Origin of the sequence: Komagataeibacter sp. FXV3, from assembly GCF_015155755.1 — a bacterium.
Taxonomy (GTDB): domain Bacteria; phylum Pseudomonadota; class Alphaproteobacteria; order Acetobacterales; family Acetobacteraceae; genus Komagataeibacter.
The window spans coordinates 1-19,564 of record NZ_VWPI01000124.1 but is presented as its reverse complement, the minus strand read 5'-3'; the positions used below and the strand labels follow the sequence as shown (position 1 = coordinate 19,564).

General features: G+C 63.0%; 17 protein-coding genes and 1 riboswitch. Of the genes, 8 read left to right on the top strand and 9 right to left on the bottom strand.

Translation table 11 applies throughout. The features are described 5' to 3' along the window. The first annotated feature begins 122 nt into the window (after window positions 1-122). Window positions 123-1,895, top strand: a complete 1,773-nt coding sequence (locus F1542_RS11025; RefSeq protein WP_193733077.1) for a porin — start codon at window positions 123-125, stop codon at window positions 1,893-1,895. A gap of 212 nt (window positions 1,896-2,107) precedes the next feature. Next, the gene (locus tag F1542_RS11020) at window positions 2,108-3,193 is read left to right on the top strand and encodes an oxidoreductase (RefSeq protein ID WP_193733076.1); all 1,086 of its coding nucleotides are present in this window, start codon (window positions 2,108-2,110) and stop codon (window positions 3,191-3,193) included. A 122-nt stretch (window positions 3,194-3,315) separates the two neighbouring features. On the opposite strand, the gene F1542_RS11015 is transcribed toward F1542_RS11020, so the two are convergent. The 7 genes from F1542_RS11015 to F1542_RS10985 all read right to left on the bottom strand — a co-directional run bounded on the left by F1542_RS11015 (window position 3,316) and on the right by F1542_RS10985 (window position 11,941). After that, window positions 3,316-5,910 carry an MMPL family transporter gene (locus tag F1542_RS11015; RefSeq protein WP_193733075.1) on the bottom strand — a complete coding sequence of 865 codons (2,595 nt, stop codon included), beginning with the start codon at window positions 5,908-5,910 and terminating at the stop codon, window positions 3,316-3,318. Window positions 5,911-6,050: 140 nt separating this feature from the next. Continuing rightward, complete coding sequence (locus F1542_RS11010) at window positions 6,051-7,061, bottom strand: lysylphosphatidylglycerol synthase domain-containing protein (protein WP_193733074.1); 1,011 nt, start codon at window positions 7,059-7,061, stop codon at window positions 6,051-6,053. A gap of 79 nt (window positions 7,062-7,140) precedes the next feature. Further along, window positions 7,141-7,626, bottom strand: a complete 486-nt coding sequence (gene ribH, locus F1542_RS11005; protein ID WP_193733073.1) for a 6,7-dimethyl-8-ribityllumazine synthase — start codon at window positions 7,624-7,626, stop codon at window positions 7,141-7,143. A gap of 148 nt (window positions 7,627-7,774) precedes the next feature. Further along, the gene (gene ribB, locus F1542_RS11000; RefSeq protein ID WP_193733156.1) at window positions 7,775-9,025 is read right to left on the bottom strand and encodes a 3,4-dihydroxy-2-butanone-4-phosphate synthase; all 1,251 of its coding nucleotides are present in this window, start codon (window positions 9,023-9,025) and stop codon (window positions 7,775-7,777) included. Continuing rightward, window positions 9,025-9,642, bottom strand: a complete 618-nt coding sequence (locus tag F1542_RS10995; protein WP_193733072.1) for a riboflavin synthase — start codon at window positions 9,640-9,642, stop codon at window positions 9,025-9,027. The genes ribB and F1542_RS10995 overlap by 1 nt, the downstream gene beginning before the upstream one ends. 2 nt (window positions 9,643-9,644) lie before the next feature. Continuing rightward, window positions 9,645-10,649 (bottom strand): bifunctional diaminohydroxyphosphoribosylaminopyrimidine deaminase/5-amino-6-(5-phosphoribosylamino)uracil reductase RibD, encoded by a 1,005-nt coding sequence (ribD, locus tag F1542_RS10990; RefSeq protein WP_193733071.1) that lies wholly within the window; start codon window positions 10,647-10,649, stop codon window positions 9,645-9,647. A 129-nt stretch (window positions 10,650-10,778) separates the two neighbouring features. Beyond that, window positions 10,779-10,943: riboswitch (FMN riboswitch) on the bottom strand. Window positions 10,944-11,050: 107 nt separating this feature from the next. After that, window positions 11,051-11,941: an aquaporin gene (locus tag F1542_RS10985; RefSeq protein ID WP_193733070.1), complete on the bottom strand. Its 891-nt coding sequence runs from the start codon at window positions 11,939-11,941 to the stop codon at window positions 11,051-11,053. Window positions 11,942-12,284: 343 nt separating this feature from the next. On the opposite strand from F1542_RS10985, the gene F1542_RS10980 reads away from it, so the two are divergent. Then, window positions 12,285-14,078, top strand: coding sequence for a hypothetical protein (locus F1542_RS10980; RefSeq protein ID WP_193733155.1), 1,794 nt, complete (start codon window positions 12,285-12,287; stop codon window positions 14,076-14,078). Here the strand turns inward: F1542_RS10980 and F1542_RS10975 are convergent. Continuing rightward, the gene (locus F1542_RS10975) at window positions 14,050-14,583 is read right to left on the bottom strand and encodes a hypothetical protein (protein ID WP_193733154.1); all 534 of its coding nucleotides are present in this window, start codon (window positions 14,581-14,583) and stop codon (window positions 14,050-14,052) included. The genes F1542_RS10980 and F1542_RS10975 overlap by 29 nt on opposite strands. A 292-nt stretch (window positions 14,584-14,875) precedes the next feature. On the opposite strand from F1542_RS10975, the gene F1542_RS10970 reads away from it, so the two are divergent. Next, window positions 14,876-15,103, top strand: coding sequence for a DUF3126 family protein (locus F1542_RS10970; protein WP_010513711.1), 228 nt, complete (start codon window positions 14,876-14,878; stop codon window positions 15,101-15,103). Between the two features lie 51 nt (window positions 15,104-15,154). Here the strand turns inward: F1542_RS10970 and F1542_RS10965 are convergent, their stop codons facing one another. After that, a complete protein-coding gene (locus tag F1542_RS10965; protein ID WP_193733069.1) occupies window positions 15,155-15,778 on the bottom strand; it encodes a DUF2939 domain-containing protein in 624 nt (207 codons plus the stop codon). Window positions 15,779-15,975: 197 nt separating this feature from the next. On the opposite strand from F1542_RS10965, the gene F1542_RS10960 reads away from it, so the two are divergent. The 4 genes from F1542_RS10960 to pyk form a co-directional block, all read left to right on the top strand. Further along, entirely contained in the window at window positions 15,976-16,800 is an 825-nt protein-coding gene (locus F1542_RS10960) for a molybdopterin-synthase adenylyltransferase MoeB (RefSeq protein WP_193733068.1), read from the top strand. Then, the gene (locus F1542_RS10955; protein ID WP_193733067.1) at window positions 16,797-17,183 is read left to right on the top strand and encodes a DsrE family protein; all 387 of its coding nucleotides are present in this window, start codon (window positions 16,797-16,799) and stop codon (window positions 17,181-17,183) included. Before F1542_RS10960 ends, F1542_RS10955 begins: the two co-directional genes overlap by 4 nt. A 15-nt stretch (window positions 17,184-17,198) precedes the next feature. Next, window positions 17,199-18,161 (top strand): SH3 domain-containing protein, encoded by a 963-nt coding sequence (locus F1542_RS10950; RefSeq protein ID WP_193733066.1) that lies wholly within the window; start codon window positions 17,199-17,201, stop codon window positions 18,159-18,161. 30 nt (window positions 18,162-18,191) lie between these two features. Next, the coding region (gene pyk / locus F1542_RS10945; RefSeq protein WP_193733065.1) for a pyruvate kinase at window positions 18,192-19,564 on the top strand (1,373 nt) is incomplete at its 3' end.

The window sequence follows — 19,564 nt, the reverse complement described above, 5'->3', positions numbered from 1 at the left end:
GGGAAGAGTCCCTGTGTTATTACAGGCATTTCATGTAGCTGGACGGCACCTGTTGCGCCTGCAGGGGGCCATTGACCCGCAGGGTTTTATACAACAGGAATGCTGGCAGGGAGTTTAATACTATGTCGGCAGGAAAATTGGCGCGTATTGGCGCGGTAGTTGTTATGGCAAGCGGGAGCGCGTCCCTTGCCTGCCCCGAAGATGCGTGGGCTGACGATTATAGTGAACTTCTCGACATCCTGAAGGCAAAGGGCAGCCTGACGCAGGGCGAGTACAAGGGGCTTCTGGCCCATCACATGCAGCATGTGCGCGAAGCGGCATCCGCCAGCCGCACGACGCAGTATATGCCTGCACAGCGTCATATGGCCGTTCCCACATCCACCCACAGTCAGGTGCGTACCGCCATGGGCCATCCGGTCCAGCCCCCCGGCCAGATTGATATTGGCGGTGGTGGCATGGACCCCGACTATGTGCTGGCGCAGGCGCAGCAGGCGGCGGCCAACGCGCAGGCCAGCGCGGCATCGGCTGAATCGACATGGCTGGCGACCCAGCATTCCATGGGCCTTGGTAGTGGCGACTCGTTTGTTCGCATGGCGAAATATGAGCCAGGCAAAGGCCTGACCTTCAAGGCAGGTCCGATCAACATCAACCTGTCGGGTTTCATAAACGGGTTCTATACCTATAACAGCCCGGCGGGCGGCATGCCGGTTGCCGGTGGCGTCTCGACCGGGGCCAGCGGGTTCGATTCCTCGGCGCTGCGTAACGGCCTGCTGCCTGCGGGCCTGATCCTCAAGCTCTCGACCACGCAGAACGGTATCGACCTTGCCGCCGTCATGGGCATGTATCCCGGCATTGACAACGCCAAGAACGGCGCCTTCAACGCCAATACCGGCGGTAGCCCGGTAGGCCTTGGCACCGCCGGCATCGATTTTCGTCAGGTTTACGTGACGGCGGGCAACAAGAAATGGGGCACGTTCAAGATCGGTCGTGATCTTGGCATCTTTGGCGGTGACGCCATCCTCGATGACGCGACCCTGCTGAGTGTCGGTTCCACCGGCAGCAACTCGGCCCCGGGCAATACCTCGCTGGGCCGTATCGGCGTTGGTTACGTGTATGCCGACTGGATCCCGCAGATTTCGTATCAGTCGCCCACTATCAAGGGCTTCCAGGGCACGATCGGTATCCTGCAGCCGCTGGATGAATTCGATTTCTCCGGTGATGATCCCAACGGTACCGCCTATTCTGCCGGGTCCACCCAGCACAGTTCGCCCATGATCCAGGGAAAGGTGACATACGACTTCAAGATCGGTGGCCTGAGCGCACGCATCTGGGCCAGCTTCCTGACCCAGCACCAGCAGGATCTGACGGTAAGCAAGACAACAACAGTCACGACCCAATTGCTTGAGGCGGATGGCATTACGAAATTTCCGTACACCAGCACAAGCACTGCGGATGTTTCCGTTATTCCCGGCCAGAAGCATGGCGTCACGGCGGAAGCGGGCGAAATTGGCACGAAGCTGACCTATGGCCCGGCACAGTTCGTGGGTTACTACTACCGTGGCAGCGGGCTGGGCACGACCGGCCTGTTCTTTGACGGCGTGGCCGCCAATGGACGCAAGCGTTCGTCGGAAGGCTACTATGTCCAGATGATGTATAACTTCACCAAGAAGTTCAAACTGGTCGGAAGCTATGGTGTCAGTAACCTCTACCTTGCCCCGGGTGAAAGCAATCCCGACCTTGTCCGCCGCAATGAATCCGAAGTGGGTGCGGCCTACTATAAAATGACGGACTGGCTGAACCTTGTGGCCGAATATGCCCATACCAGTTCGGCTGCCCACGGCCCTTACAAGGAAAGCGACAACAGTGCATCGGGCGGTATGATCCTGCTGTTCTGATGCTACGGGCGGCATGGAGCAAAAGCTGCCCATGAAGCACATGACTGATTTTAAAAAAGTTTTTGGTGAAGCTTTTTTCAAAAAGCTTTAAAGAACACCGCCTTTTTGAAAAAAGGCGGCACCCAAAAACTTTTATCAGCAGGCTGTTTTGATACTCTGCCCTCCATGTGCTGGTTTCCAGCATCATGGGAAACCATAGGGAAGGCAGACGCATGTCCACATCACCACGCTGGCCCTTACGGGTCGGCCTTGTCGGCTATGGCTTTGCCGGGCGTATTTTTCACGCCCCCCTGATCAATGCTACACCGGGGCTTGAACTGGTCGCTGTCTGTTCGCGGCAACGCGACGCGGTGCTGCATGACTGGCCCAAGGTGACGGTCACGCCAGCCCCCGATGCCCTGTTCGCCCTGCCTGATCTGGACATGGTGGTTATCGCCACGCCGAATGCGACCCATGCCGACCTTGCCATCACGGCGTTACGGGCCGGGTTGCATGTGGTGGTGGACAAGCCGTTCACCATAACGCTGGAACAGGCGCGCAGGGTCGCACAGGTTGCCCGTGAACAGGGGCGGTTCCTGTCCGTTTTCCAGAACCGGCGCTGGGACAGCGATTTCCTTGGCATCCGCAACCTGATCGCGACCGGGCAGGTCGGACGGGTAACCGAACTGGAATCGCGCATGGACCGCTTCCGTCCGCAGGTGCGTGACCGCTGGCGCGAAACGGATGCAGCGGGCGGTGGTCTGTGGTTTGACCTTGGCCCGCATCTGGCCGATCAGGCCCTGCAACTGTTTGGCCTGCCGGATCATGTGCAGGCCAGTCTGGCCCATCAGCGCGACAATGCCTGCGGCGATGACTGGGCGCAGGTACTGCTGACCTATGGGGAAAGACGGGTCAGCCTGCATTGCAGCCTGCTGTCGGCATGGGCCGGTCCACGTTTTGTCGTGCATGGGACAGGTGGCACGATCGTGAAACGTCAGGCCGACCAGCAGGAAAACCAGCTTCGGGCCGGCATGCGTCCCGGTGATCCGGGCTGGGGCGATGACCCTGACGACATGCTTGTGTTTGACGGTGCCGCTGCACCCTGTGCGCTACCTGCACCGCCCGGTGACCAGCGGATCTATTATGCCATGCTGCGCGATGCGATCATGGGCCGGGGCCATAATCCCGTACCCCCTATACAGGCCGTGGCGTTGATGGCGGTCCTGGAAACCTGCGTCCTGTCCAGCCATCGCCGGATGGCCCTTCCCCTACCCCTGACGGAACAGGAAAGACAGGACTGGCTACAGGCAGGGCTGTAGGAAACTGCGCCTGGAACTGTTCATGATCCGCAGGGTGCCGGAAGCCGCCCTGATCGGGGCATGTATAAAAAAAGGCCGCATCCTTTCGGGTGCGGCCTTTTTGTGTTCCCGGCAGGACGGGATCATTCCTCGTCGATCGGGCGCTTGGGCAGGAGCGCTGGCACGAAGATCAGCGTCGCCACCAGCGTGCACGCCAGCGACAGCAGCAGCAGCCGGCCCATGCTGGCCGTGCCCGGATGGTGGGACGCCGCCAGCGAACCGAAGGCCGTGCCGGTCGTCAGCGCGGAAAACAGCACTGCGCGTGCCGTCGGGCTGGACAGGGGCAGCCTGATCCCCGCGCGCCAGTTCATGACGAAATAGATGTTGAACGACACGCCAACCCCCAGCAGCAGGGGCAGGGCGATGATGTTGGCGAAGTTCAGCTGTTCGGGCACCACGATGATCAGGATGACCGTCATCAGCGCCGAAAGCAGCAGCGGCGCCAGCACCAGCGCCGTATCCAGCAGCTTGCGCAGGGCGACGGCAAGGATAATGGCAATCATCACGATGGCGGCGGCAGCAGCCGTGACAAAGGCATGTACCATGGTCGCCGCACTCTGCACGATGTCGATGGCGGAACCCGCCGCCATCGGGGCGACCTTCTGGATTTCATCCACATAGGTGTGCAGTGCCCGGTTGCCCTTCATCTCCTTGGTCGGATGAACCTCGACCAGTGCGCGGCCATCAGGCAGCAGATAGTCATGCGCCAGCTGCGCGGGCACATCGGAAATCGTAACCGGCTTCACCTGCAGCATGTCGCGCAGCATGTTCAGCTGCATGGGCAGGAAGCGCACCAGTGCCTCATTGGTGGCCAGCACGCGCTGGTCGTCCGCCTGTGACAGATGGGCCAGTGCGGACTGGATGCGGCGCAGCGGGTCATTGGCGGGCAGTTTGTCCATCACGCCGCCAAGGGCCGCCGCCGTCTTGGCCGCCGCCGTCCGCAGGTCGTCCGCATTCGGCGCGGGTTTGGGGTTGGGGACCAGCAGGGTCGGCAGCATGATGTTCGCGGCATCCTGGATCAGGGGCAGCTTGGTCTTCTGGTCCGTAGGCACGAGAGACCCAAGCCATAGTGCGTCATGCACCATCGGCAGGTCCGACAGCTTGTCGGACATGGCGGCCGCCTGGTCCAGGTTCGGCATCAGCACATCCACCGTATAGGGCGAATACTGCGGTTCCGACATCAGCATGCCCAGCGTGACCATGCCTTCCGATTTGGGGTTCTTGGTATGCAGCGGGTCGGCGTCGAATGTCAGGCGGGGCACAAGGGCTACGCCCACCAGCGCGATCACCACGAAGGCGCCCAGGATCGGCTTGCGGTGATGGCGGATTGCAACGTCAATCGGGCGGGCAAAGGCGAACCCGATCTTGCCATGGCCCGAAGTCGGGCGGAACAGCCGCAGCAGTGCCGGCAGTAGCGTCAGCGTGCAGATGAAGGCGAACAGCATGCCGAAACCGGCAATCAGGCCAAGCTGGGCCACGCCGACAAAGGCGGTGGGGGTAAAGGCAAGGAACCCGGCCGATGTCGCCATGGCGGCCACAAGGATCTGGTGCCCGGTTTCATTGCCGGTCTGCTCAAGCGCGTCCAGCAGTCCCGGTGACGTGCCATCAGGCAGCGCCTGCGCACGGAACCGGACCGAGAACTGGATGGCGAAATCCACCGCGATGCCAACGAACAGGATGGCGAACGCGACCGAAATCAGGTTCAGCTTGCCTACCACGAGTGCTGCGAACCCGGTGGTCAGCAGCAGCCCGGACACCAGTGTTATGATGATCGGCACGATGATGCGCCACGTATGCACCGCCAGGATCAGCCATAGCGTGACCAGTACCAGCGACCCCAGCAATCCGGCGACCATGCCTTCGGCCACGGTGGCGAATTCCTCATCCGCGATCTGGGTATCGCCGGTAATGTGGACATGCGCCCGGCCGCTCTTGACAAAGGGCAGGGCATTGGCGGCATCACGGATGGCGTCCGACGCGGCGCCACCGGGCTGGAAGGAATCATAATCCAGCTTGGGCTGGGTCACGACAAACTGGTACTTGCCACCAAGATCAGCCAGGTCACCCGCCAGCAGGCGTTCCCATGACAGGGGTTCGGGCGTGTCCGATACCGAATGCTGCAGCGTCGTGGCGAAACCGTCCAGCGCCGCATGGAAGGGACCAAGATCGGCCTGCCCCTGGCTTATGCCCAGCGCAATCAGGTTCAGCGCGTTGAACAGGCCGCGCCCCGACGGGTCGGCGGCCAGTTCGCTCAGGAACGGCTGCGCGGTGATGGTGGTGTTGAGCACCCGCTCCAGTGCCTTGGGGTTAAGGAACATAAGGCCGTTGCGCACCAGATAGGGATCGGTCTGGGGCGTGGTGACGTAATTGAAATGGGCATGGTCGTCATGCAGCTTTGCCGCCAGCGCCAGCGCGGTCTGTTGTGCCTCTTCGGGCAGGGCCGCGTCGATCACGGCGACAAGCTGGTCCTGTTTCTGTGGAAACAGCCGTCCCATCTCGTCCGAGCGCTTTTTCCAGTCCAGCGAGGATGAGAACATTGTCCCCGTATCCGTGGTCACGCCCAACAGCGCGTAACTGGCATAGGTCGCCCCCGCGATCAGGCAGGCGAATGCCAGTACCACCGCAATGGCACGACGGGAACAGAAAGCGACAAGGCGCCCAAGCGGTACCGATAGCATGACGAGTATTCAGCCCTTCAGAAACCTACGTCGTGCCGCATGAAGCGCGGCAGTCGGTGAAGAGGCCCGGTTTGGCCCATGATGTGGTCCCGATGCAAGGTGGTTCTTTGTCACACGATGTACCGCGCCATACCCGGACATCATGACTGACCGGGCAGGTGCATCTCCCGCGGGGGGGACGGGGCGGGGCGGATCCAGCGTATTTCCATTACCTGCCATGCCATGAGCGATGGCAGGCCCCATGCAATCTCCCGCAGGCGCTTGATGAGCGACAGCGCGATCCCGACCTGTGGCGACAGCCCGAACAGGCTGCCGATGATGATATATCCCCCCTCCGACACGCCCAGCGCACCGGGTACGGCAAAACCGGCCGACTTCGCGGCCTGCCCCACGCTTTCGATCACAAAGCTGTCAGCCAGTGAAAGGGGGTGCCCCATGGCGGTCAGGACAAGAAACACCTCGAACGTGCCAAGCGACCAGCCAAGCAGTTGCAGGCTCCCCGCGCGCAGCGAATTTTCACGTGTGCGGTAAAGGGCGATGATTTCGGCATGCAGCCCACGGATGTCGTCCATCCCGTCCCATCCCAGATGGGCGGCGATGCGCACCAGCAGCTTTTCCACAAGGGAAATGGCGCCCAGGTACTGGCTGCCGAAGAACACCGCACCCAGTGCTACGGCCGCCCCGGCACTTTCCATCAGTTCGTCCGTCACATGCGAACGGTTGACCAGGCAGAACAGCAGCCCAAGCCCGATCAGCGTGAAGGTGACCTGACTGAGCAGTTCAATGGTCAGGTCACAGATCGTGGCGGCGGCGGCGCGCCTGATGCCAAGGTTTTCCCGCCGGGCCATGAGGCGGGTGGTAATGACCTCGCCCCCAACCTGCGCCACCGGCAGCAGGTTGTTGATCCCTTCACGCGCGCAGCGCAGGGCGAAAAAATCGGTAAAGGACAGGCGGGGGCGGCCGCTCTGGGCCAGCAGGCGCCATGCCTGCGCCGAAACACAGACCTGGCTTGCGTGGAAAATGATGATGGCAGGAATGCTCCACCCCCCGGCCGCGATCAGCCGGATGATGTCATGCAGGCCAAAACGCCCCAGCATCCATATCGTCAGACCGATACCGAATGCCCCGGCAATGAAGGTAAGCTGCCGCATTCGCCATCCCTGTCCATGTTCCCCCAAACAGGACCATTAAAAGGCTGTTTTCAGCCATTTAATGGACTGCCAGCATATCTTAGCAGCCTCTGATTTTCTGAAGCAATGCGATACTTTCAACACAGGCGGCCACGGCTTCGCGACCCTTGTTGTGTACATCGTCACGCGAACGGACCACCGCCTGTTCGTCCGTGTAGGTGGTCAGTACGCCAAACGCGATTGGCACTTCCGTGTTCAGCGCCGCCTGCTGCAGGCCCACGGCAGCACCCAGGCTTATGAATTCGAAATGCGCCGTATCGCCCTTGATCACGCAGCCAAGGCAGACCACGCCATCGTACCGGCCGGTGCGTGCCAGCGTCTGTGCCAGCAGCGGCAGTTCGTACGCCCCCGGCGCATACATGACATCTTCATTACGCATGGAAATGTCATGTTCCCCCAGCCATGCCAGCGCGCCATCACGCAGGCCATGGGTCACGTTTTCATTGAAGCGGCTGACCACAATGGCGACGCGCGGCGGGCGGGCGAATTCAAGCGTGGCGGGGGCGGAGGGGATGTTGGTGCTCATATCCGGGAGTTTTCCGTTTTTTGTTGTAGAAGGGGATCTGGAACAACGTTTTGATAAAAAATGACAAGAGTTTCTGGGTGCCGCCTTTTTTCAAAAAGGCGGCATTCTTCGAAGCTTTTTGGGAAAAAAGCTTCACCAAAGACTTTTGTCAGTGGGCGTCCGCTGTTGCGGGTTCGCACAGGGCATGCCCCATCCGGGTACGCTTGGCTTCCAGATAGGCCCGGTTGAAGGGATTGGGTTCCACCGCAAGGGGGATGCGTTCACGCACGTCAAAGCCATGACGTTCCAGCGCATGTACCTTGTCGGGGTTGTTGGTCAGCAGGTCGAGCCGGTTCACCCCCAGCGCGCGCAGGATGTCAGATGCCGCCTGCCAGTCACGCGCATCGGTCTGGAATCCCAGCCGGTGGTTGGCGTCCACCGTATCCAGTCCTTCATCCTGTAGCGCATAGGCGCGGATCTTGTTGGCCAGGCCGATGCCGCGCCCTTCATGACCGCGCACATAGACCAGCACACCGGATTCCGCGCGCCCGATCTGTTCCAGCGCGCCCTGCAGCTGCGCGCCGCAGTCGCACCGCAGCGATCCCAGCGCATCGCCCGTCACGCATTCCGAATGCAGGCGCACCAGTGGTACGGTGCCCGCGCGGTCAGGCTGGCCCTTGACCATGGCGACATGTTCGGTGCCATCGGGCGCGCGAAAGGCGTGGATCATCATGTCCGGCCCGCCAAAGCGGCTGGGCAGGTGGGCGCGGGCGACCTGCTCGATGGCGGGTTTTGCCTCTGGCGTGGCGCCGATCGGGTTGGCTTCCAGCCATTTCGCCAGTTCAGCGATGGACAGGATCTGCAGCCCATGGCGTTTGGCATACGGACGCAGGTCGTCCATGCGGGCCATGGTGCCGTCCTCGTTCATGATCTCGCAGATCACGGCAGCCGGGATCAGCCCCGCCATGCGGGCGAGGTCGACCGAGGCCTCGGTATGGCCGGGGCGTGCCACCGTGCCGCCGGGCACCGCGCGCAGCGGGAAGATATGACCGGGTGAGACCAGATCCCCGGGCTTCGCATCGGGCGCTGCCGCCACCAGCACGGTTTCGGCGCGGTCGGCGGCCGAAATGCCGGTGGTGACGCCCTCACGCGCCTCGATGGACACGGTAAACGCCGTGCCGCGCGGACAGGTGTTCACCTGTGTCATCATGGGCAGGTTGAGCTGCGCAATGCGTTCGGGCGACATGGGCATGCACACCAGTCCACGCGCATGGGTGACCATGAAGTTCATGGCCTGTGGCGTGACCAGTTCGGCGGCCATGACCAGGTCGCCTTCGTTCTCGCGGTCCTCATCATCCACAAGGATGATCATCCCGCCCCGGCGGATGGTGGCAACGGCCTGTGCCAGTGCCGGGGGCATCAACGATACTGACATACGCTCTCCACATATTTTGCGATGACATCGACTTCGATATTCACGGGGGCCCCGGCCTTCAGGGTGCCAAGGGTGGTGTGGTCCCATGTGTGGGGGATGATCATCAGGGCGATGCGGAATTCATCCGCACCACAGCCATCTTCCCCCGGTGCGCCGACTTCGTTCAGCGTCAGGCTGATGCCGTCGATCGTGATCGACCCCTTTTCCACCAGGTAGCGGCGCAGGCGGGCAGGCACGATAAAGGTGATGTGTCGGGCCTCGCCTGCCTGTTTTACCGCCGCAAGCCGTCCGGTTCCGTCCACATGCCCCTGCACGATATGACCCGACAGGCGGGTGGTGGGCGTGACGGCGCGTTCAAGGTTGACGGTATGCCCGGTGGCAAGCCGTCCCAGCGCCGTGCGGTCCAGCGATTCCGAACTGATGAAGAACGTGGCCGTTCCCGCCGCATCAAATGATGTGACCGTCAGGCACACGCCATTGACGGCAATGCTCTCACCCAGTGTCAGGTCGGGAATGCCGGTGGCCACGGTTATGTCCAGGTCCCGGTCCAGCCGACGCGCGGCGGTGATGCGGCCCTGGTGTTCAATAATGCCGGAAAACATGATTACTCCTTCACGGCGGCCAGTTCGGGGAACAGGCGTAGCGGCGTCACATCCCCCTCCCGCACGCGTATGCTGTACTGGTCCGTGCCATCAGGGCGGGCGGTGATGGCCAGCCAGTCGTGCCACAGGTCACGGGTCTCGATTTCCGCCAGCAGCCGGGGGCCGGCTTCCACCATCGCCCATGTCACGCCCGCCATGCCCAGCATGTCGGGCAGGGCGTTGATGTCGGTGCACACCTGCACCGCAAAGCCGCGTGCGCGCGCGGCCTGCAGGTATGCCTCGTCCACTTCCCCCGTCCGGGTGCAGATGGCCAGGACACGTGGCGCGCGACCGGGGTGATCGGCCACCCGGCGCACGTCCAGGCCCGGCCTGTCGGCGCGGATGGTGTCCCCTGTGGTAATCACCGCATCCGTGGCGCGGCGCAGGTGGTGGGCAAGGTCAAGCGACGCAGCGGAGGTAAAGGTGGTGCGCCCTGCCGGCGGCAGCATGGACCCCGTGGCGTCCAGCGCCTGCTTGACCGTGATCCACGGCTGTCCCGTGCGCATGAAATGGGCGAAGGGGGCCAGAAGGCTGCGGCACATGGCCTGTATTTCGGCCTGCGGCCCGGTGGGGTGGAGAACATGCACGCGGCAGTCATGCTGGCGCAGGTAGTCCGCCCCGCCGCCTTCGACATGGGGGTTGGGATCGCGCACGCCAATCCAGACATCACGCACCGGCGTCGCCAGCAGCGCCTGTGAACACGGGCCGGTGCGGCCGGTATGGTTGCATGGTTCCAGTGTCACGACCGCCGTGTGGGCGCGATCCAGCAACCCGCGTTCGCGGCACTGGTTTATGGCCTGTATTTCGGCATGGGGGGTGCCAGCGCGGTGGTGGCCGCCAACGGCCAGGATCGTGCCGGCGGCGTCCAGCAGGGCGCAGCCCACCGGCGGGTTGGGGGTGGTCGCCCCTACATGGCGCGCGGCTTCATCCACCGCCGCACGAAAGGCGTGCGCGATCGTGGCTGGCATGTCGGGGCCTGAAGGGGGTGTGACACCCTGTGGCAACGCGTCCAAAACACAGTACTCCATCCATCCGGACGGACCCAGGGCGCGTAAAACCATCCACCTGCCTTCACGGATGGAAGGCAGGACCATAGTTTCCGTTCTCTCTCATCCGGACTGTAACCGTCGGTTCCGGAATTGCACCGGATCTGCTTGACCCCGCCCGCATGTGCTGCGGCCGGGCGCTCGCGGACTTATGTGCCCCTGTTACAGGGAACAAACACCGCCGGTGGGGAATTTCGCCCCGCCCTGAGAACGCCTGCGGACCGGGCTTGCCGCCCGATTCGCCATTCAGTGGAATAATCTTGGGAATGATTTTAACGAATTGCAAGTGCCACGTTGGCTAACCACTATAATTTGTCGTGATTTCAGTCCTTCTCCCCGGCATGGCGACCGGGATGCAGAAGGGAGGGAATGCGGCCATGATGGCCGAAATTGACCAGCCGCGCCTCCTCCACCTCGATCCGGCCCAGCAGGCGGGAGCGGATCAGCCATATCGCCAGCGCAGCCCCCATGAAGGGTCCCAGCGCATAGATCCAGAACGACTCCCACTGTCCCGCGACCATGGCCGGGCCGAAGCTGCGTGCAAGATTGGAACTGTTGCCCGACAGCCATGCGGACACCGGGTTGCACACAAGGAAGAACAGTCCCCCCGCCCACGGCGTCACCCATTTCAGCACGGGATGGCCCGCAAGATAGCACAGCATCAGCACCAGCAGTGCCGTCAGTACGATTTCGGTCACCAGCGGCCACATGATGGCGACCCCTGAAAAGGGCACGGTCGCGGCATAGGCAGAAGCCTGCACCATCCGCCCCCATACGGGCAGGACATGCCCCAGGGCCGCAAGCAGCAGGGTTGCGACGTATGCCCCCATCATCTGGGCTGCCACATACCCGCACAGGTCCACAATCCCCAGCCGTCCCGCAAGGCTGAACGCCAGCGAGACGGAGGGACTGACATGCGCCCCGCTGACCCGCCCGAACGGGGTGAACGCCGCAACCGTGCCCGACAGCCCGAAGAACAGCCCGCACAGCGCCGTCTGCACGATCGGGTGGGGGGCAAGCATTCGGCCAATGGCGGTATAGGGTGTGGTCAGTACCGTGACGGACACGATCCCGCAGATCATAAGCGCTACTGTCGCCACCAGTTCGCAGCCATACAGTTTCCAGTGAAAGGGATGATCGGGGTGCGGCGCCCCGGCGAGTGGCCGGTCCTCAATGGGGTGGGAACCGGGCAGCCGGGCTGCGGTCATGTCCATTACTCCTTCATTCAAGCATGTAGAGGTCTTGAGTTAAGGGGAGGAATGGTGTGAAATAAACGAAATCATGCGAATATATGCCGTGCATGAGAATAGTTAATGCATAGCAGTTGAACGTTTTTTCTATATAGGGTGTCGAGCCATTCCTCTATTCCATCCGGCATGTGGCGGATAAGGAAGGGATCGGTTTTTATCTGCCGTGTCCGTTTGTTACTGTATTCATCATCAGTACATGCAGCGGGTGCGTACAGATTTTTTTATTAACCGCATGTTCAGGGGCAGACGCGCCAGACTGATGGATTACTGTTGGAAAGTGGATCGTTTTTCCTGTCGTCCTGACGGAATGCGGCGCCCGCGCCTGTTGCTCGGCGGGTTGATGGTCATGCTGGGTGGCATGGCCGTGGCCGATGATGCGCGTGCGGACGACATGGCGGAAATCCGTGCCCTTCATGCCGAAATGCGGCGGCTGGAAGCCAAGGTCGAACAGCTGGAATCCCGTCACGGCATGACGCATGGCAGCCAGCATGTCCTGGCCGGGCGCACGCTGCGGTCCGGCGGCCACCCGTCGGGCGGGGGGACATCGGGCGGCAGCACGATGGGACAGATCACGGCCATGCCCGACCTGTCGCGCCTGACCATTGGTGGTCCGACCCTGTCGGATGACGCGCAGGCGCAGGCTGCGGCTGAAAACACCATGACGGAATCCATCGTCCCCGCGCAGCCCAGGCTTGACCTTGATTCCTCCAGCCCGCTGGCCATTACCCAGACGGGCGTGGACAGCCTGCCGCCCATTTTCCGCATTGGCGGGGTGTCGGTGCGTCTGGGTGGCTTCATTGACTTTTCGAACATCTACCGCAGCAAGAACCTGACCAGCGGTCCCGCCACAAGCTGGGGCAGCTTCCCCTATGCCAACAGCCCCAATGCGCATACGGGGGAATATCGTCCCTCCGCGCAGCTGACGCGTCTGAGCGTGCTGCTGCAGGGATCTCCCACCAAGGACGAGACCCTGTCAGGCTATATTGAAACCGATTTCGGTGGGGCCGCGGGCACGGCCAACAGTTACCAGACCAACAGCTACACGCCGCGAATCCGTCAGGCGTACATGACCTACAGCAACACGAAATGGGGCTTCCACGTGCTGGCGGGGCAGGCATGGAGCCTGACCACCGGCTATACGCAGGGCCTGCTGTCGCGTCATGAACAGCTGCCGCCCGTGGTCGATAACAACCAGATACCGGGCATCGTGTTCACCCGCGTGCCGCAGATCCGCTTCATCAAGGATTTCGGGCGCAAATGGTGGCTGGGGCTGTCGCTGGAAGCGCCGCAGGTGGCCTATGCCGCCAATGGCGGCAGCCACGCCATGCTGACGGGGGCAAGCGATGATACGATCGCATCATCCGGCACGACCCTGCTGTACAGCAACGCAGGCTCCGGCATGCTCAACCCCAATGCCAAATACAGTATGGATGTCGCCCCTGATATCGTGCTGAAAGGCGCGCTGGACACCAAGCCCGCCCATTACGAAATCTATGGCCTTGCGCGCTGGTTCAAGGCCATGGCGCAGGCCCCGAATGGCCCGATCCGTGAACGGGTGTCCTTCGCCGGTGGCGTTGGTGGTGACGTGACGGTGCATGTCATTCCCCGCTACCTGCAGTTTACCGGTAACGTGCTGGCGGGCGAGGGGATCGGCCGCTATGGCCCCGGCATGCTGCCTGATGCCACGTTCAAGGCCAATGGCACGCCCGCGCCAATTCCCGAAATCATCGGCAGCATGGGGCTGATCGGCCATCCGACCCCCAACCTGCTGGTCTATCTGTATGGTGGCGTGGAAAGTGCCGGGCGGCGCACCTATAACGCGAATGGCTACCAGTATGGCTATGGGGTGAATGACCTCGCGCTGAGCAGCTGCAACGTGGAACAGATCAGCGGTGGCAGCTGTGACGCCCAGACCCATACCCTGGCCGACCTGACGGTGGGCGGCTGGTGGCATGTGCTGCAGGGGGGGTATGGCGCGGTGATGAGCGGTGTGCAGTACACCTATCTGCGCAAATTGGCCTATAAAGGTGGTGACGGGGCATCCCCCACCACCGGTGGCAACACCATTTACGTCACGTTCCGCTATTTGCCTTTCCAGTAGCCGTCGTACTGGCTGACAGCGCCGCAAGGCAGTCATTGACCTGATGGGTCAGGTGAATGTCATGTTCGGCGCTGATGGCGCGCATGCTGTCATGGGCCCAGCGTGCGGGCATGCCATGGGGCGTGCACAGCGCTCCCGCGCCTAGCAGTGGCCCGTTGCCGGGGTCCAGCACCGACAGGACAGCATGCGGATTACGTGGCAGCGCCTGCCGCAGGGCCGTGCGCAGCTGGCGCGCTGTCGCGTCATCCGTATGGGCGATCAGGTCGGGCACAAGTTCAATCCATCCATCCCACCCCGCTGCCACGGCCCGGCGCAGGCGGGGCCATGCCCGGTGCGTGTCCAGTGTCCTGACGGTGGCTTCCGCGCCATCTTCATGGATCTGGCGTGACAGGGTGCGCGCGTTCAGGTCCATGCCGGTTTCGGTTGCGGAGGGACCGGACTGCGGCAGGCTGGCTGCAAGCGCTGTCAGCCCGATGGGGGGAGCAAGCAGGGCCACAAGCAGCATCAGCCGGGGAAAAGATCGTAGGCACATGGTCTTTGTTCTCCCTTCTTACTGGTGTTGCGCTATGGTCAGGAAACAGGGGAATCGTGGCGGGGACGCGGCGATGCCGGGGAAAATCATGGGCATGCGGTTGCAGGGGCGGACACATATGCCTATAGCCTGCGGCGATGCCCGCACATGTCACGGGGCAGCCGCGCGATCCTGACCGGACCTGCCACGCGCGTTGACTACCGGGCCATATCCGGCCCCGATCCTGTTTCTGGCGGGTCCTGCCATTTTGGAGAACATACGTTTCATGGCTGCCATGTCCTCTTCCGAAATTTCGCGTCTTCAGGTCTGCCTGCGTCGTCTGCTGGGTTCACCGGGGCTGACGGTCAATGCGCCGCCGCGTGCCGGTCTGTCCGTTGAACTGGCGGTCAATGGTGAAGTGGTGGGTACCGTCCACCGTGACGAGGACGAAGGTGAAGTGTCCTATGCTGTCCACATGACCGTGCTGGAAGAAGACCTGCCCGCGCCGAAGTAATCCTGTTTCTGGCCACATGGCGGGCGGGAACGCCCGCCCGTTACAGCCGTATCAGGGCTGTGTGACCGGCTGGGGCACGGGCCCGGCCGAAGCTTCGACCAGTGGCGCGTGCCGGGGGGCAGGCAGGTCTATGTGATGGATCTTCCACTGGAAGGCATGGATGCGCATCTGCAGGCGCAGTGGCGTTTCATTTTCATGCCCGGGCATGATGACGCTTGCCTCGAACACGCCCGGATGGGTGAAATGCATATGTACATGCCGCATCAGGCCAAACAGTGTCTGTGGCGTGCTGGGCTGTTCCTGCGGCATCAGGTGATCCACCAGCATGCCCAGCTTGTCAGGGCGCACTTCCTCATCAATGGCGTTCGACACGGCGGAGGACGCGAAGGATGCGCCGAATTCCGGCAGTTCGTCGTCCGCATGCGGGGGGCCAATCAGGCTATCGACCGCCTGTGTCTTCAGCCCGTTGCGCACCGATTCCCATTTGAGACAGGTGTTCAGGCTGCCCATGTCATGCGTGCGGATGGCCGAAGTGATGGACCACAGCGTGAAAAATGGCGACGCCGCATAGAGTGAGGTCGCTGCCGCCAGCGTGCCGACGCAGACCCATCGCGCCTGCTGGCGGCGCAGGGCGGCAACGCTGTCGGGAATTTCCATGCGGGAAAGATAAGACATTGATTTATACTCCCCCCATATGGTTTCGCGGCTTTCCTAGACTATACTGGAAACATATCCGGCATGCATTGGTTTCATGATTGGCTGAAGAAATTATCACGTAATCGTGATCGTATGCCCGTCGCTTCCGGCTGCATCACGCAACGGACGCGGTATATCGGCCATGGTTGCGTGACAGGCCGGGGCAGGAGGCAGGGATGAATTTTTCAGAGGACGAGATCCAGCGCTACGCGCGCCACATCCTGCTGCCCGAAGTTGGCGGAACGGGGCAGGAAGCCCTGAAAAAGGCCAGTGTTCTGATTGTTGGCGCGGGCGGACTCGGTTCACCCGTTGCCCTGTATCTTGCGGCAGCGGGGGTGGGACGCATCGGGCTGGTTGATGATGACGTGGTCGAACTGTCCAACCTGCAGCGGCAGGTCGCGCATGTGACCGACCGGATCGGTCAGCCGAAAGTCGAGTCGGCCGCCCACGCCATGCATGCGATCAATCCGGGAACACGGGTGGATTGTCATAACGTCCGGCTGACCGCCGCCAACGCGCGCACGCTGGTGCGTGACTATGACCTTGTCTGTGATGGCTGCGACAATTTCGCCACCCGCTACCTGGTGGCCGATGCCTGCGCGCTGGAGGGACGGACCCTGATTTCCGCCGCCGTGCTGCGGTTTGAGGGGCAGTTGTCCACCTTCCGCCCCGGTGGCCCGTGCTATCGCTGCCTGTATCCCGAAGCACCACCCGCGGGCACGGTGCCATCCTGCGCCGAAGCGGGTGTGTTCGGCGCGGTGACGGGCGTGATGGGCACGTTGCAGGCGACCGAGGCGCTGAAGGAAATCCTCGGTATCGGTGAAAGTCTTGCCGGGCGGCTGCTGGTATGGGACGCGCTGGCCATGCGCTTCCACACCATTACCCTGCCGACTGATCCCGACTGCGCATTATGTGGCGCACACCCCACCATCCATGATCTGTCCGCCCATCGTGACGCCGCCCCCATGGCCTGTGGCGTGCCCGAAGGAACGGCATCATGATGGGGGACGACGGAGCCATGGCCATCCTGTTATATGATGGGGCGTACGCCCGTGCGCATTATGCCTTCGTGCTGGCGGCGGGGGCGCTGGCCATTGGCCGGCCCGTCATCGTGTTTGCGGCGGGACGTGGGGTGCATGCGCTGGCGCGTGACTGGAGCGGGCTGCATGATGCGGGTGACGACGCATTGGTGCGCGCGCGTGGGGTCGCGGGCATGGATACGTTACGTGATGCGGCGATTGAACTGGATGCGACATTTATGGCCTGTGAAGCGGCGCTGAAACTGTGCGATCTTCCTGCGGACCGTCTGCTGCCCTGCGTGCAGGTGGCGGGTGTCCCGACTTTCCTTGAAGCCGCCCGGGGGCGGCAGATCATAACCCTGTAAGGACAAGAGAACACGATGGCGCAGTGCGTGCGGCATGAATTCCTTGCGCGACCGGCCCGCGTGCCGTCCCGCACCCCCGTGCGGCGGGGATATCTGGCAGCCTGTGCGGCCGTGCTGGTCATGGGTGGTGGGCATATGGACCGTGCCGTGGCACAGGCCACGACGCACCATCATGCCCACCATGCCAAAACCGCCGAGGCCACGTCCGCCCATGCCCATGCGGGCAAGGAAAAGAAAACCCATGCGGCCGGGGCGCATCACCATCATCACGCAGCCGCTGCCGCCGGTGCGGCGGCGGGGGTTGCGGCCGGGACAGCAGGGGCTGCCGCGGTTGCCGGCAGCGCCCCGCCGCCGCCCGCGCATGCGGCCCCGCCGCCGGATGCGCCCGCGGCCCTTGCCCCGGTGGACAATACGAAGGGCAGCGTGACCGGCCTGCCGCTGCCGCGCTTCGCCGCCTTCCGCGCGGATGAGGTCAACCTGCGCACCGGGCCGGGCCAGCGCTATCCCATTGACTGGGTGTACCACCGCCGCGGCCTGCCGGTGAAGATCGAGCGCGAATTCGATGTCTGGCGCCTGGTGGAGGATTCGGACGGCCAGAAGGGCTGGGTCCATCAGGCAACCCTGGTGGGAACGCGCACGTTTGTCATTCCGGGACTGCCCCCACAGGGCGATGCCCAGCAGGCAGGACAGCCTGCCGCCAAGGAAACCGACGTGATCGGCCGGGCGGATACCCGTATTGTCGGTCATGTGGCGGACGCGGCTGACGCGGCGGATATCAGGGGGGCTGTCATGCTGCGTTCGGACGCCAGCACGACATCGCCCGTCGTGGCCGTGCTGCGTCCCGGCGTGGTAGGCACGCTGCGGCAGTGCCAGGCGGGTACGTCATGGTGCAAGGTATCGGTCAAGCAGTACAGCGGATGGCTGGAACGCAGCGCCGTGTGGGGGCTGTTGCCGCAGGAGGTCATATCCCCTTCCTGACGGTTGATCGTAAACGGGCTGGAGAAGAAAATGCCGGATAAACCCTATCGCGCCATGCGCCGGACCAAGATTGTCTCGACACTGGGGCCGGCCACCACGGACCACGCGACCATTCGCGCGCTGGCGGTGGCGGGGGTTGATGTGTTCCGGCTGAATTTTTCCCATGGCACCCATGCCGACCACGCCGCCCGTCATGCCGTGATCCGCAATGTGGAGGCCGAACTGGGGCGCCCGATTGGCATTCTGGCCGATGTGCAGGGGCCAAAACTGCGCGTGGGCAATTTTTCCAATGGAAAGGTGCAGTTGAGCGCGGGCGCACGCTTCCGGCTGGATCTTGATCCCACGCCGGGGAACGAGACACGGGTCTGCCTGCCGCATCCCGAAATCATCACCGCCGCCGCCGTGGGCAGCACGCTGCTGCTGGATGATGGCAGGCTGGCGCTGCGGATATTTGACCGGGGCGATGACTTCCTTCTTACCGAGGTGGTGCTTGGTGGTCCGCTGTCGGATCACAAGGGGGTCAATGTGCCCGATGTGGTCCTGCCCATCCCCGCGCTGACAGACAAGGACCGGGCTGACATGGCCTTCGCGCTGGACCTTGGCATCGAATATGTCGGCCTGTCCTTCGTGCAGCGTCCCGAGGACGTGCGTGAGGCCCGGAAACTGGCGGCGGGCCGGGCATGGATCATGACCAAGCTGGAAAAGCCGCAGGCGATGGACAACCTGCATGAAATCGTCGCCCTGTCGGACGCGGTGATGGTGGCGCGTGGCGACCTGGGGGTCGAACTGCCGCCCGAACGCGTGCCGCTGGCGCAGAAACGCATCATCCGCATTGCCCGGCAGCTTGGTCGCCCGGTCGTGGTGGCGACCCAGATGCTGGAAAGCATGGTCCATGCCCCGACGCCCACCCGGGCGGAGGCATCGGACGTGGCGACGGCGGTGTTTGACGGGGCGGACGCCGTCATGCTGTCGGCTGAAACGGCGGTAGGGTCATACCCGCGTGAAGCGGTCGCCATCATGGACCGGATCGTGCGCCGGGTGGAGGAGGACGAGGTCTGGCGTCGCCAGATGGAAACATCCAGCCCTGATCCGGAACATGACGTGCCCGGCGCCATTGCCGCCGCCGCGCGCCAGATTTCATCCACCCTTGATGCCGCAGCCGTGGTGGCCTTTACCCTGTCGGGTCGCACCGCGCTGCGTATTGCGCGTGAACGGCCCACCTGCACCATCCTTGGCCTGACCCCGACCGATGACATTGCCCGCAGGCTGGCGGTTGCATGGGGCGTGCAGGCGGTATCCGTGGGACAGGAAACGCCGGTCCATAATATCGAAAGCGTGGTGGACCAGGCGCTGTCAGTGACAAAGGGTGATGGCTATGGCGCGGTGGGGGATGCGGTGGTGAT